Annotated in this window: 5 protein-coding genes and 1 pseudogene; all 6 read left to right on the plus strand. The window is 70.8% G+C overall.

What is annotated here, in order from left to right; genetic code table 11:
• Positions 1–46 precede the first annotated feature (46 nt).
• On the plus strand, positions 47–3,922 hold the full coding sequence (pglX, locus tag ACSUPV_RS12885; RefSeq protein WP_436947510.1) for a BREX-2 system adenine-specific DNA-methyltransferase PglX: 3,876 nt from the start codon (positions 47–49) through the stop codon (positions 3,920–3,922).
• Between the two features lie 373 nt (positions 3,923–4,295).
• Complete coding sequence (locus tag ACSUPV_RS12890) at positions 4,296–8,210, plus strand: hypothetical protein (RefSeq protein ID WP_436947511.1); 3,915 nt, start codon at positions 4,296–4,298, stop codon at positions 8,208–8,210.
• Positions 8,207–10,957, plus strand: a complete 2,751-nt coding sequence (gene pglZ / locus ACSUPV_RS12895) for a BREX-2 system phosphatase PglZ (RefSeq protein ID WP_436947512.1) — start codon at positions 8,207–8,209, stop codon at positions 10,955–10,957. Before ACSUPV_RS12890 ends, pglZ begins: the two co-directional genes overlap by 4 nt.
• Complete coding sequence (gene brxD / locus ACSUPV_RS12900) at positions 10,954–12,285, plus strand: BREX system ATP-binding protein BrxD (RefSeq protein WP_436947513.1); 1,332 nt, start codon at positions 10,954–10,956, stop codon at positions 12,283–12,285. The genes pglZ and brxD overlap by 4 nt, the downstream gene beginning before the upstream one ends.
• 38 nt (positions 12,286–12,323) lie before the next feature.
• Positions 12,324–14,492 carry a DEAD/DEAH box helicase gene (locus ACSUPV_RS12905; protein ID WP_436947514.1) on the plus strand — a complete coding sequence of 723 codons (2,169 nt, stop codon included), beginning with the start codon at positions 12,324–12,326 and terminating at the stop codon, positions 14,490–14,492.
• A 331-nt stretch (positions 14,493–14,823) separates the two neighbouring features.
• A pseudogene (locus ACSUPV_RS12910) lies at positions 14,824–15,094 on the plus strand (IS481 family transposase); the annotation flags it as partial.
• Between the last annotated feature and the right edge of the window lie 159 nt (positions 15,095–15,253).

Raw genomic sequence — 15,253 nt, forward strand, 5'->3', positions numbered from 1 at the left:
CCCCGTTGGGTCCCGGTGGGTCCGCCGTGCCGTCCGGCCTGGCAGGATGGATCGACCGGCGCGAGAGCACGCGCCGCGACCACGAAGCGAAGGAACGACCCCGGTGCCCTCCCAGGATGCCCGTACGACCGCCGAAGCGACGGACACGCCGGCCGCTGCGCCGCTGGATCACGACGCGCTGCTCAGGGACCTCCAGAAGCAGGTCGCCCTCCTGGAGGAGGACCTGCGTGAGCGTGCCCACGGCGACAGTGAGCAGGCCGCGGCGCTGAAGGCCGAGTACGAGCGTGCCGCTTCCCCGACGGTAGCCCGCACCTCCGTCCCGTACGAGACGTGGCTGGAGGAGCGGGTGGTGCAGATCGCCGCCGCCTGGGTGCTCGCCTGCGTCTTCGTCCGCTTCTGCGAGGACAACGGCCTCGTCCCCGACGCCCGCCTCTCCGGGCCCGGAGAGCGGCTCGCAGAGGCGCAGGACAACCACGACGCGTTCTTCCGGGAGCACCCCGAGCTGAACGACCGCGACTGGCTCAAGGAGTCCTTCCACGCGCTCGGCCGTGAGCACGATATCGCTGAGAGCCTCTTCGACCCGGCGCACAACCCCCTGTGGGAACTCGACCCTTCCTACGGCGCCGCCTCCCGTTTGCTCTCCTTCTGGCGCGAGCGCGGCCCCGACGGCCGGATCCGCTACGACTTCACGGACCCGGATCTCGACACGGAGTTCCTCGGGGACCTCTACCAGTACCTGTCCGAGCACGCCCGCAAGACTTACGCCTTGCTCCAGACTCCTCCGTTCGTCAGGAACTTCATCCTCGACCTCACCCTGAACCCGGCCCTGGAGGAGTTCGGCCTGGACCCGGTGTGGAAGTACGTCCCCGAGGGCTGGCGGGGTGAGACGTCCGAGGAGATCGACGAGAACGGGGACCTCACCACCGTCGTCCGCGGTCTGCGCTGCATCGACCCCGCCTGCGGCTCCGGCCACTTCCTCCTCGGCCTCTTCCGCCGGATCCTCGCTGCCTGGCGCAAGGCCGCGGGGCCCGGCGCGGAGAACTGGACGCTGGTGCGCCGCGCCCTGGAGGCCGTCCACGGCGTCGACAAGAATCCCTTTGCCGTGTCCATCGCCCGCTTCCGGATGCTCGTCGAAATGCTCAAGGAGTGTCGGGTCGACCGCTTGTCGGCGGCTCCGTCCATGCCGATCCGCATCGCCGTGGGTGACTCCCTGCTGCACGGGCGGGACGCCGGCCGCGAGACCGACCCGACGTTCGACGACGTCGAGCGGGGCGAGACGTTCACGTACCGCACGGAGGATGTGACGCAGCAAGCCAAGGAGGCGGACCTGCTCGGGCGCGGCTCGTATCACGTGGTCGTCGCGAATCCGCCTTACATCACGGTCAAGGACAAGGCGGAGAACGAGAACTACCGCAAGATCTACTGGGCGTGCTCCGGGAAGTACGCGCTGTCGGTGCCGTTCGCGCAGCGGGTCTTCGAGCTGGCGGTCCGGGCGGGCGGTGACCGTCGGGACGGCGGCTTCACAGGGCAGATCACGGCGAACTCGTTCATGAAGCGGGAGTTCGGGGCGACACTGATCGAGTCGTTCTTCCACGGGGGGCCGTACAAGGACCCGCAAACGCGGCGTCGACGCGACTTTCCGGGTGTTGAGCTGACCCATGTGCTGGACACGTCGGGGGCGTTCATTCCGGGGCACGGCACGCCGACCGTCATTCTGGTGGGACGGAATCAGGGGCCGCAGCAGGCACTGCCTATTCGGGCGGTGCTGGGGGTCCGGGGGGAGCCGGGCCAACCGAAAAATCCAGCTCAGGGAAAGGTGTGGCAGGCGATCGTTTCGCAGTGGCGGAAGCCGGGGGTGGGGCCCGAAGAGTGGGTGAGCGTGGAGGATGTGGAGCGGCAGAGGTTTGCTGAGCATCCATGGTCGCTTAGTGGTGGTGGAGCGGGCCCGCTTATGACGGCGGTTGAGGCTGCCGCTGTGCAAAGGCTGGGCAATGTCGCCACATCGATCGGCATCACGTCTGTCACCGGAGAGGACGACCTCTACCTCATGCCGCGTAACGGCGCGGCTGCGCGACTGGGCGTCGCCGCGACGTACCGGTTGGTCACTGGTGATGTCATCCGTGACTTCGCGCTCAGCCCGGAGTTCCATGCGCTGTGGGTATACGACAAAGCGTTCAAGACACTTCCGTGGGAGAAAATCGGTACTTCGCAGCGCGTACTGGAGCCATACCGAACCTCTATCTCCTCGCGCAAGCGATTCGGCGTTCCCATGCTGGAACGCGGCATGGCCTGGTACGAGTGGCAAGAGCTGTACCCGACCAAGCTTCGGACGCCGTTGTCGATCGCGTTCGCGTTCGTCGCCACGCACAACCACTTCGTGCTAGACCGGGGTGGGAAGGTGTTCAACCGTTCCGCGCCGGTGATCAAGCTGCCGGAGGGGGCCAGCGAAGAGCAGCATTTGAAGCTGCTAGGAGTGTTGAACTCTTCAGTGGCTTGCTTCTGGCTGAAGCAAGTCAGCCACGACAAGGGAAGCCAGGGAGTCAACGAAGGCTTCAAGTCGCAGGAATGGGAGCGTTTCTACGAGTTCACCGGCACCAAGCTTCAGCAGTTCCCGCTTCCTACCGACCTCCCGCTCTCTCTCGCCCGCCACCTCGACATCCTCGCCCAAGAACTGGCTGCACAAGAGCCCACAGCCCTCACCGCCTCCGGCACCCCCACCCGCGAAGCCCTGGACGCCGCTGAGGCCGAGCAGGACCGGATCAGGGCGCGGATGATCCTGCTCCAGGAGGAGTTGGACTGGACGGTGTACGGGCTGTACGGGTTGCTCACGTCCGCCGAAGTCGCGCGCACCACGCTTGCCGGTGATCCCGCCGACCTCACCGACGCAGACGTACCTCAACTCCGGCTTGGTCAGCGGGCATTCGAGATTGCGCTCGCCCGCAGCGGTGCCGATACCGCATGGTTCGAGCGGCACGAGTCCACTCCGGTCACCGAGATCCCTGCCGAGTGGCCCGAGCCCTACCGCCGGATCGTTCAGGCGCGCCTCGATCTCATCGCCGACAACAAGGACATCCGCCTCATCGAGCGGCCCGAGTACAAGCGCCGCTGGTCCCCCAAGCGCTGGAAGGACAGAGAGGCCGCCGCCCTGCGGTCCTGGCTGCTGGATGCCATGGAGCGCGAGGAGCTGTGGTTCGAGGAGCGCGATGGGATCGACTCGCCTCGCCCGCTCACGATCTTCCAACTCGCCGACGCCCTCCGCCACGACAAGGACGTACAGGACGTCGCCAAGCTCTACGCCCTCCGTCACCTCGACAAGCAGGACGTGCCGCTGTCCACCGTTCTGGCCGCCGTCGTCGAGCCCGAGCACGTCCCGTACCTCGCCGCGCTCCGCTACAAGGAGTCCGGCCTGCGCAAGCGTGCCCAGTGGGAGAAGGTCTGGGAGGAGCAGCGCAAGGAGGACGAGGACGGCAAGCGGCGTGACATCAAGGTCCCGCCGAAGTACACGTCCGCCGACTTCCTCAAGCACAGCTATTGGTCAAACCGGGGCAAGCTGGACGTCCCCAAGGAGCGCTTCATCTCCTATCCCGACGCCTCCCCCGACAACGACCCCTCCCTTCTCATCGGCTGGGCCGGCTGGAACCACCGTCACCAGGCCGAGGCCCTCGTCAATCTCCTCAACGACCGTCTGAACGTCGACGGCTGGCGCAAGGAGGACCCCCGTTTCGTGCCGCTCCTCGCCGGACTCGCGGAGGTCATGCCGTGGGTCAAGCAATGGCACGACGAGTACGACGAGGAGTGGGAGGGCAACCCCGCCGAGGACTTCAACAGCGCGCTCGTCGCCGGCCTGTACGGCCGCCAGCTCTCGATGGACGACCTCGCTGCCTGGCGCCCTGAGAAGAAGCGGGGCCGGGCGGGCAAGTAGCGCCGACCGGCTCCGGCGTCGCCTGAGGGGGCGTGGACGCCGTGTCCCCGCCTCCTCGGGCGTGGCACGTCTTCGGTCAGCCGCGCGGGCGGCCGGGGAGGACGAAGAGGCGGGCCGGGGTCTGCTGATCGTCGGCGCGCTGGCTGAGACCTGGGGTGTGACGCCCCGCACAGGCGCTCCGGGTAAGACCGTCTGGGCGGAGCTGCGCGCGGACGGTCCACCGGCCTCGTCCTGAGGCCGATCTTCCGGGCCGTCCCACCGGCCCCCGTGGCCCTGGCAGGATAGACAGCCGTGGTGTGCGCGGGCCGGTGCCCGCCGAAGGCCCGGCCGCGACAGCCGGGCGTGAGCAGGCTGTGGGGAGCGGAAGCGGCAGATGGCCAGAGGCAGCGGGGTCGTACTGAGGGATGTCCTCGACATCAGGGAGGATCTCCACTCCGGGGACTTCAAGGTCGCCCTGTCCGAGGGGTTCACGGACCAGGCGGCCGGGTCGATCGACGACTACGTGGTCACCGAGCAGCTCCAGGGCGAGTTCCGCAAGGCTCTGAAGCTCGTCGGCAGCTGCCTGCGCAAGAACGCCTCTCACGCCGCCTACCTGCACGGCTCCTTCGGCGCCGGTAAGAGCCACTTCCTCACCGTGCTGCACGCCGTGCTCAACGGCGATCCGGCCGTCGAGAACAAGCGGCGGCTGCGCGAGGTGGTCGCCGAGCACGCCGACTGGCTGCCCGGCAAGAAGTTCCTGATGGTGCCCTACCACCTGGTGGGCGCCGCCAGCCTGGAGTCGGCGCTGCTCGGCGGCTATGTGAGGGCGGTGCGCCGCGAGCAGCCGGATGCGCCCACGCCCCTGGTCTTCCGGGCGGACTCGCTGCTCGCGGACGCGCGTGAGCTGCGCGCGAAGATCGGCGACGAGGCGTTCATCGGGCTGCTGCCCGCGCCCGTCGCCCCGCAGGCCGCCGGGGCGGACGACGAGGACGACGAGGACGGGGAGCTCAAGCCCATCGGTGCCGTCCCCGCCACCGGCTGGACGAGTGCGGCTCTCGACGCCGCTTTCCGCGCGCCCGCCGGCGACCCGGAGCGCGACCAGCTGCTGACGGCCCTGTTCAACGGGCCGAACAAGCACTACGCGGAGACGGTCAGCGGTGACGCGGCCGCGTATGTGACGCTGGACGACGGGCTCAGCGAGATGAGCAAGCACGCCCGGCTGCTCGGCTACGACGGTGTGGTGCTGTTCCTGGACGAGCTAGTGCTGTGGCTGCAGGCCCGGATGTCCGACCGGACGTTCATCAACGACGAGATCCAGAAGCTCAGCAAGCTGATCGAGTCCAGCAACCCCGACCGGCCGGTGCCGATCATCTCGTTCATCTCCCGCCAGCGCGACCTGTCCCAGCTCATGGGCTCCGACATCCTCGGCTCGGACGTGGAGAACCTCCAGGCGGCGCTGGAGTACCTGAAGGAACGCGTCACCGTCATCGACCTGGAGGACCGCAACCTCCCCGAGATCATCAAGGAGCGGGTTCTCAAGCCGCTCCCGGGAGAGGAGCGGGTGCTGGAGGCGTCGTTCGCCGCGATCGACAAGGCGGGTCAGCCAGTCAAGGACGTGCTCCTCGACGGGGAGGGCGCCACCGGTGCCGACTGGGAGGACTTCCGGGCCGTCTACCCGCTCTCCCCCGCCCTGCTGAACGTGCTCGTGGCCCTGTCCGGGGCGCTCCAGCGCGAACGCACCGGGCTGAAGCTGGTCCAGCAGCTGCTGGAGCGGAACGCCGACGCCGAGATCGGCCGGCTGATCCCGCTCGGCGACCTGTGGGACGTCCTCGTCGACACCACCAGCACCGCGTTCACCGCGAAGCTCCAGCAGGAGTCGGAGACCACCCGCCGCTTCCACGCCAAGGCCCGCCGCTTCCTGCTGGACAAGTACGGCAGTGCCGACCACCCCGATTTCCTCGCCGACGAGCGCTACGTCAAGACCCTGCTGCTCGCCGCCCTCGCGCCCGACGTGCCCGCGCTGCGCCGCCTGACCGCCGGACGGCTCGCCGCCCTCAACCACGGCTCGCTGCGCTCCCGGGCCGTGCCCGTGCAGAACAAGGTCATCGAGCGGATGCAGGCTCTGCAGGGCGAGTTCCCGAGTGAGCTGCGCTCCGAGGGCACGGACGACCCCGTCTTCTCCCTGCACCTCTCCGACCTGGACGTCGAGCCGATCCTCGACGCCGTCGTCGGCGAGGACAACGCAGGTGCACGGCGCACCTGGCTGCGCGAGCGGCTGTGGGAGGAGCTGGGCCTCACCGGCCGGCAGGGGCAGCTCTTCGACGAGAAGAAGATCGTGTGGCGGGGCTCCGAGCGCACGGTGGAGTTCGTGTTCGGTGAGGTCCGCAAGCCGCGCAGCGTCTCGGACGAGGCCTTCGAGCCGGCCACCCCGGGCAACCTGCGGATCATCCTCGACTGCCCCTTCGACGAGCAGCCCGGCAGCTCCCCGGACCACGCCCACCGTCGCGTCACCGCCCTGGCCGCCTCGCATCCCGGCGCGCCCGTGCTGGTCTGGCTGTGCGACCACTTCTCGGAGCAGCGCAAGGCCCAGCTGGGCCGTCTGATGCGGATCAACTTCCTCCTGGAACGCGACCGGCTGTCCGACTACACCCGCAACTTCCCGCCGGACGACCGTCTCAAGGCACGCCGCAGCCTGGAGCACGCCAAGGACAACCTCACCCGCACCCTGGTCGAGTCGCTGCGCGAGGTATATGGGCTCGCCGAGGCGAAGGAGGGCACGCGGGGCGCCGAGGTGCCCGACGGGCGGCACGTGCTCTCCCTCCAGCCCGAGTTCCCGCGCCCGCAGCCGGAGGGCAGCAAGCCGTTCGACCAGGCGGTGGCACAGCTCGCCGACGGAATGTTCTCGGCCCTGTACGACAAGCACCCCGACTTCGGCCCCGGCCCGGGCAGCACGCCCCGGGCGGTCACCCCGGCCGAACTCACCACGGCCCTGAAGTGGCTCACCCGGGCCATGGACGAGGGCGGCCGGGTCGAGGTCGACCCGAAGGACCTGCGGACCGTCAAGCGCATCGTCGAGGCCCTCGAGCTGGGCACCGTCCACGACGGCCCGCTCGTCGTGAACGGCGCTCCGCTGCGCACCCGGATCAACCAGGCCGCCGCCGCGCACGGCGAGCACGGAGAACTCGCCGTCGAGGACATCCGCAACTGGATCAGGGACGACCTCGGCCTGCGCGGCCTCGACAAGCACGTGTCCAGCCTGCTCATCGCCGCCTACGCCCTGTTCGACGACCGGTCCTGGGTGCTGTACTCCGGCACCGAGACCACGCCTCCCCCGCTGCCCGAGATCGGCCTCGGCTGGAAGCTGCGCGCCCAGCAGCTGCCCACCGAGGACGAGTACGCCACCGCCCGGGACCGTGCCGGACGCCTGTTCGGCGTCACGTCCAAGCCCGGCCTGTTCGCCCGGAACGTCAACCGGCTCGCCGCCGACGTCCTGGCCAAGGCGACCGCGTACGAGAAGAGCGTCGGCGACGTGCGCACCGTGCTGAAGCGGCACGCCACCCTGCTCGGCCTCGACGGGGAGGGCACTGCCGAGCGCAGCCGGATCCTGCGGGAGGCCGCCGCCCTGCTGGCCCGCCTGGTGCGTCACACCGACGACGCCACCGGGCTGGTGCGCGAGCTGGCCTCCGTCTCGTACGAGACGCCCGCGCGGGAGCTATCCCACGCGATGGACAGCGCCGCCGACGTGCTGACGGCCCTCGACGGCACCGACTGGCGGCTGCTGTCGAGCGTGCACGCGCTCACCGGCCGCGACGACAGCATCGGCGACCGTGCGCAGCGCCTCCTGGACCGGATCGGCGAGGCCGCGCGCACTCCCGAACTCCGGCGGTCCCTGATCCCCGTGCTCGGCGAGATCCGCGAGACCGGGCACGCCCTGCTGGACGCCGCCCTCCGGCTGGAGCGGCCTACCCCCGTCGACACCCCGGCCGGCCTCTCTGCCGGGCCGGACCCGGTGACGGACGCCGGGCAGGTCACCCTGTCCGAGCACGGCGCGCCGCCGGTCTCCTCGGACCCCGCGGGGACCGTGGGGGGCGAACAGCAGCCGCTGGACTGGGCGCCCGAGGACACCGGGAGCGGCACCGACGCGCCCCGCCCGCCGCGGGCCGCCCGCCGGGTCATCGCGCCCGGTACCGCGGCGCTCCACGCCGATCTCACCGCCGTACGCGAGGAAATCGAGGCGTTCCGCGCCCTGCACCCGGACACCCCGGTGGAGATCTCTTGGCGTGCCGAACCGGACGGTGAGAGCCGGTGACGGCCACCCGGCCCGTCGCTGGCCGGCGCGCCATCGAGGTGCTGCTCCGGACCGAGCTGAAGCACGCGCCCGACCGCTGGCTTGTCCTGGTCGACGCCGTGTGGGACCCCGAGGAGAAGGACACCGAGTTCACCGTCGAGGTCGGCGACGGGCGGCGCCGCGTCGTCGTCACCGACCAGCACTCCGCGCTCGGCGTCACCGATGTGTGGCACCGCCACCTCGCGGGCGAGGGGGAAGACGACAGCGTCCTCGTCATCACCGGCACCGTCCCGCCCGACCAGCTGAGCCTGGACCTGCGGGCCCACGCGGTCCGCAGGCATCCCCTGCCCGTCGACCGCGCCGAGATCGTCGCCCAGCTCTTCGGCGCCACCGACCTGGACCGGCGGATGCTGGGCGAGCACTGGCTGCTCGACGCGCTGCTCCAGGCCGAGCCCCTCGATGGCTGGCCCCGGGTCGGTGTTGTCCTCACCCGTGACCGGGCCGTACGCGCCCTGCTCGGTGCCCGCCTCGGGCTCGGCGACCCCGCGTCCGACACGCTGGACCTCGACGCCGACGCGCTGTTCGCCTGGACCCGCACTCCGGCCGGGCCCGCGCTCTACACGGGCCTTCCCCAGGAGGAGCAGCGCGGCTTGGAGATCTGGCTGGCGCGGACCGTCGGGCCCGCCGCTCCCACGCTGCTCACGCTCGCCGCCGAGGGCCGGGGCAGTGACGCGCTGCCGCTGGGGGTGCTCGCCTCGGCCGCCCTGTCCTCACGGTCGGCGGAGGCCGCGGGCTTCGCCCTGGGCACCCTGTTCGGGCCGACCCTCGCCTCCTTCGAGACCTTGCGGCCCTTCGCCGACGCCGCCACGGGCGTCCTCACCCGCTGGATCGCCCAGGCGGAGGGCCCCACCGCACCGGCCGACACCGCCCGCTCCCGGGTCCTGGCCGTTCTCGAACGCGCCGACCGGCTCGCCGCCGACGCCCGCCTGACCGATCTGGTCCGCGGTGACCGGCTGCTCCCCTCGGGCTACCTGGGGCGGCTGCGGGCCCTGGCCGCCTGCCTCGGCAGCCGGGGCGAGGGCGCGACCGCACTCGCCGAGTCCGCCCTGCGCGACCTTGAGGCCCACCAGCTCGCCGCGCTGTACGCCGAGTCCACGGAGACCGCCCGTACCGCCGTACGCCTGATGCGCTGGCTCGCCACCGATCCCCCGTCTCCCGCGACCGTCGGCCAGGCCGTGCGGGAACACCTGGCGTCCTCGGGCTGGGCCGACCTGGCTATCGGGGTCCTCGCGGAGGGAGACGCCTCCCGTGACGCCGCCGTCGGCGAGGCGTACCGGCGGCTGATAGGAGCAGCACGGGAGCGTCGCTCGGCACTCGACGCCCGCTTCGCCGGTCTCCTCGCCTCCTGGTCCGAGACCGCCTGCCAGCAGGCGAACGGCGGTGCGCTGCTCATCGAGGACGTCCTCGCGAAGACGGCGGCCCCGCTCGCACAGGGCGGCGGCCGTCCGCTGGTCCTCGTCCTGGACGGGATGAGCGCCGACGTCGCCGTCCGGATCGCGGGGGAACTGGACGGCAGGGCATGGACGGAGATCGTGCCCGTCACCGCGAAGGGCGCCGTGCCGGTTCGGCAGGCAGCGGTGTCCATGCTGCCCTCGGTCACCCGCGTCAGCCGGGCCTCGCTGCTGAGCGGCCGGCCCTCCGAGGGGGGCCAGGCCGCCGAGCGCGCCGCCTTCGCCGCCTTCTGGCGCAAGCGGCACCGCGGCGCGCACCTCTTCCACAAGGGGGGATACGAGGGCCCGCCCGGCCACCGGCTCGCCCCCGAACTCGTCCAGGCGCTCGCCTCCGACGACATCGTCGCCGTCGTCGTCAACACCATCGACGACGCCCTGGCCGATGGCCGGGAGGGCACCAGCGGGCGCTGGGGCCTGACCGACATCGGCAAACTGCCCGACCTGCTCAACGCCGCCCGCGACTACGGTCGCCCGGTCGTCCTCGTCTCCGACCACGGCCACATCGTCGACCGCACCGAGCGCGGACACCCGCCCGCCGAGGTCCCCGGGGTGCGCGGCGCCCGCTGGCGCACCGGCGCCCCCGGCGACGGGGAGATCGTCCTGTCCGGACCACGGGTGCTGACCGACGGCCGGCGCATCACCGCCGCCTGGCGTGACGACCTGCGCTACACCGCGCGGCAGGCCGGCTATCACGGCGGCGTCTCACTCGCCGAGGTGACCGTCCCGGTGATCACGCTGGTGCCGTCCGGAGGCGCCGTACCGTCGGGCTGGGTGCTGCTGCCGCCCGAGTCGGCCGAGCCGACGTGGTGGAAGGAGTCCGACACCGCGCCAGCGACCGAGGTGGTACTCCAGGAAGCCGAGCAGCCGCCCGCCGGTTCCGACGCGCCGGAGGCCGAGCCCGCCCGCCGTACCACGGCCCCCGGCCGGCTCACCCTCGGACAGCGGACCGTGCGCAGCGCCCCCTACCGGACACAGCGGGAGTTCGTCCGCGCCGCGCCCACCGAAAGGGCCGTCGAGGCGGCGCTCGACGCCCTGGACGCGGCCGGCGGGAAGCTGTCGCCAGGAGCGGTCGCCGCGGCGGCCCAGGCCGCCACCGGCAAGTCGCAGCGCAACCCCGCGCGCTTCGCCACGATGCTGGAACGGCTGCTCAACATCGACGGCTATCCCGTGCTCCAGCTCGTCGAGTCCGGCCGCACCGTGCAGCTCGACCGCGCCCTGCTCAGCCAGCAGTTCCTGTCCCCGGAAGGCAGCGCATGACCCACCCCGCCTCCGACATCAGCGCCGCGCGCCGCCGCGACGTCGTCGACGCGCTGCGGCGCGGCACCGTTCCGCAGGCGGGGCTCGGCCTGTTCGCCGTCGGTTTGGAGCGCTTCGAGAGCGCACTCGACGACGACCTGGCCACCGTCGCCCGTGGCGGTGCCGCCTTCCACGCCCTGCGCGGCGAGTACGGCTCCGGCAAGACCTTCTTCGCCCGCTGGCTTGCCGAGCGGGCCAAACGGCGCGGACTCGCCGTCAGCGAGGTCCAGATCTCGGAGACCGAGACCCCGTTGCACCGGCTGGAGACCGTGTACCGGAGACTCACCGAAAGGCTCACCACCGCCACCCACCAGCCGTCCGCCCTGCGCGCCGTCGTCGACTCCTGGTTCTACGCCCTCGAAGAGGAGGCGCTGGCCTCGGGCGAGGTGGCGGACGACGACGAGGAGCCGCTGGCCGCCGCCGTTGACGTCCTCCTGGAACAGCGGCTGGCCTCCGTCGCCCGCACCACCCCCGCCTTCTCGGCGGCCCTGCGCGGGTACCGGCGGGCCGTCGCGGCCGGTGACGGCGCCCTCGCCGAAGCCCTGATCGCCTGGCTGGGCGGGCAGAAGTCGGTGGCCGTCGCCGCCAAGCGCGCCGCCGGAATCCGCGGCGACCTCGACCACTTTGCCGCCCTCGGCTTCCTCCAGGGCCTGCTCACCGTGCTGCGGGACTGCGGGCACCCCGGGCTCCTGCTCGTCCTGGACGAGGTGGAGACCCTGCAGCGGGTGCGTGGCGACGTGCGGGAGAAGTCCCTCAACGCGCTGCGCCAGCTCCTCGACGAGATCGACACCGGACGCTTCCCGGGCCTGTTCCTCGTCGTCACCGGCACCCCCGCGTTCTACGACGGGCAGCAGGGCGTACAGCGTCTCGCGCCCCTCGCCCAGCGCCTGGCCACCGACTTCACCACCGACCCGCGCTTCGACTCCCCGCGGGCGGTGCAGCTGCGCCTGCCGGGCTTCGACCTCGCCTCTCTCGGCGAACTGGGGCGCAAGGTCCGCGACATCTACACGGCCGACGCCCGCCACCCGCAGCGGCTGACCGAGCGCGCGGACGACGCCTACCTCGACGAGCTGGCCCGCGCCGTCACCGGCGCGCTCGGCGGCAAGGTCGGCATCGCACCACGTCTGTATCTGCGCAAGCTCGTCGCCGACGTCCTGGACCGCATCGACGAGTTCGAGGACTTCGCCCCCCGCAGGCACTACTCCCTGACCCTGCACACGGCCGAACTCAGCGACACCGAGCGCAACGCGGCGAGCAGCGCGGCGGACATCCCCCTGGACCTGCCGTGAGCGACCGGGCATCGGACGGGGGAGGCGAGCGAAACGAGATGGGTGTCCCCGCGGCCGAAGGCTGGGGGAGGCGCGCGCCGGACACCTTCGACCTGCTCGACCCCGTCCTCGGACACCACATCGTCAACACCCTCTGCTGGCACACCCTGCGCCCCCTGCAGACCGAGGCCGTCGCTCCGCTCCTCGCGGGCGAGGACGCCGTACTGCTGGCCCCGACCGCGGGCGGCAAGACCGAAGCGGCCGTTTTCCCCCTGCTGACCCGGATGAACCAGCGTGGCTGGAAGGGCACCAGCGTGCTGTACGTGTGCCCGCTGAAGGCGCTCCTCAACAACCTGCGTCCGCGCCTGGAGACGTACGCGGGCTGGCTGGGCCGCAGCACGGGCCTATGGCACGGCGACGTCACCACCTCGCGCCGCCGCCGACTGCTCGTCGAACGCCCCGACATCCTGCTGACCACACCCGAGTCCCTGGAATCCATGCTGGTCAGCACCCACGTCGACCACCGCTCCTTCTTCAGCGGCCTGCACTCGGTCGTCATCGACGAGGTCCACGCCTTCGCCGGCGACGACCGCGGCTGGCACCTGCTGGCCGTCCTCGAACGCCTGGCGCGCATCGCGGGCCATCCCCTCCAGCGCATCGGGTTGTCCGCGACTATCGGAAACCCCACCGAGCTCCTGGGCTGGCTCCAGGGTTCCGGACACGGGCAGCGTCCCGGCCGCGTCATCGCCCCGGACACACGGCCGCTGCATCCCCCGGCAAAAACGACACTGCCAGCCGGAGAGATCGAACTCGACTACGTCGGCTCCGTCGCCAATGCCGCCACCATCATCGCCGCTCTCCACCGCGGCGAGAAACGCCTCGTCTTCTGCGAGAGCAGGCGCACCGTCGAGGAGCTGGGGGAGCAGCTGCGCCTGCGCGGCGTCACAACCTTCCTCTCGCACGCCTCACTGTCCGTGGACGAACGCAGTCGGGCCGAAGCGGCGTTCGCCGAGGCACGGGACTGTGTGATCGTCTCGACCAGCACGCTGGAACTCGGCATCGACGTGGGCGACCTGGACCGGGTCATCCAGCTCGACGCCCCCCGCACCGTCGCCGCCTTCCTCCAGCGACTGGGCCGCACCGGACGCCGCACCGGTACCAGCCGCAACTGCCTCTTCCTCGCCCTGGACGACGCAGGGCTCCTCGCCTCGGCGGCCCTGCTGCTGCAGTGGTCGCGCAACTGGGTGGAACCCGTCACCCCGCCTCCCGAGCCCCGTCATCTCGTCGCTCAGCAACTGTTGGCCCTGTGCCTGCAGGAACACCAGGTCGGCGAGAATCTGTGGCAACAGTGGTGGGGCGGTATCGGCCCCTTCGGCCCTGGAGCCGCACCCGTCGTCCGGCATCTGGTGGAACACGGCTACCTCGACCAGGACTCGGGCCTTCTGTTTATCGGCCCGCAGGCCGAACACCGCTACGGGCGCCGCCATTTCATGAACCTGACGGCAGTCTTCACTGCCCCGCCCGAGTTCACCGTCCTCAACGGCCGCAACGAGATCGGCCGCACCGACCCCGACCTGCTCACCGAGGAGGTCCAAGGTCCCCGCAGGCTCCTGCTGGCCGGACGAAGCTGGCAGGTCACCCATATCGACTTCAGTCGGCGCCGCTGCTTCGTCACCCCGGCCGACGAGGGCGGGCGGGTCCGGTGGAACGGCGGCGCCGAGCGGATCCTCTCCTTCGAGCTGACCCGCGCCGCACGCAACGTACTCCTCGGTCAGGACCCGCCCGTACGCCTCACTGGGCGAGCCACCGCACGCCTCGCCCAGGCCCGTCAGGTGCACCTGGACACGGTGCATCCCGGAGGCACCGTCATCGCTCGCCGCCCTGACGGCGACGTCCGCTGGTGGACCTGGGCCGGTCACCGTGCAAACGCCACCCTGGCCGCCACACTGCCCATGGCCGTCTCACCTCACCGCCGGGTCAACGCCCAGTGGATCAGGCTGCGGGACGACCTCACCGCGGAGGACTGGGCGAGCGCCGTTGTGGACGCGAAGGAGGGCCTAAGCCTGCCTGAGGTCGATGGGTACGCCCTACGAGGCCTTAAATTCAGCGAAGCCCTTCCGTCCAGGCTGGCGGAGGCCACTCTTGCCGCCCGCAGTGCGGACGAAGAAGGCGCCCGGCTCACACTTGCCGAGCCCATACGGTTCACCACTCTTCTGCCCAAGAACTGATGGCGGAGAGACACCCCGCACCCAGCAGATAGCAGAAAGCGCATGCAGTCAGAGCAACATTCCTCGCCATGAGCATCTCCGCCGGTCCGATGCTATTAGAGGCCCGCGAACTGGATTGCGGAGTGGCACAGATTCTTCAGCTTCAGCCTGTGCATCATTCGTGGACCCGACCAAGAAGTCATGGGGGCGACACAGCTTCCGATCCGGTCTTTCTTGCCGTCGAGAAAGGACCTCCGGAGTCCCTCAGGCGAGTCGACTGTAAGGCGATTAACGCGTGCCTGCGATCTACAGATGAGTGGCCGCTTCAGGGGTCATCATGGGCTGCCTTTCAGGCGAACTGGTTCACGTCGACGTCAAGAAGCTCGGCAGTATCCCCGACGGCGGCGGCCACAAAGCCCTGGGCCGACAAGCCGGCCGGGCCCGGCGAAGCAGCGTGGGCTTCGATTACGTTCATTCCGCCTTCGACGACCACAGCCGCCTGGCCTACAGCGAGATCCACCCGGACGAGAAGGCCGCGACCTGCGCCGCCTTCCTCCGCCGGGCCGCGGCCCTTCTTCACCACCTGCGGCATCGCCCGCATCGAGCGGCTCCTGACCGACAACGCATAGCCATACCGCAAGAGCTTCGCCTGGCGGGAGCCCCTAGCCGACCTCGGCTCGATCGGCAAGCTCACCCGCATCTACCGCCCAGCTCGGCAAGGGGCTACAAACTTTACTGCCAGACCCCACCCATCGAGGCCTGGTTAGTTGGCGTTACTGCTG

The organism is Streptomyces sp. SudanB52_2052 (assembly GCF_964272415.1).
Classification (GTDB): Bacteria; Actinomycetota; Actinomycetes; order Streptomycetales; family Streptomycetaceae; genus Streptomyces; species Streptomyces olindensis.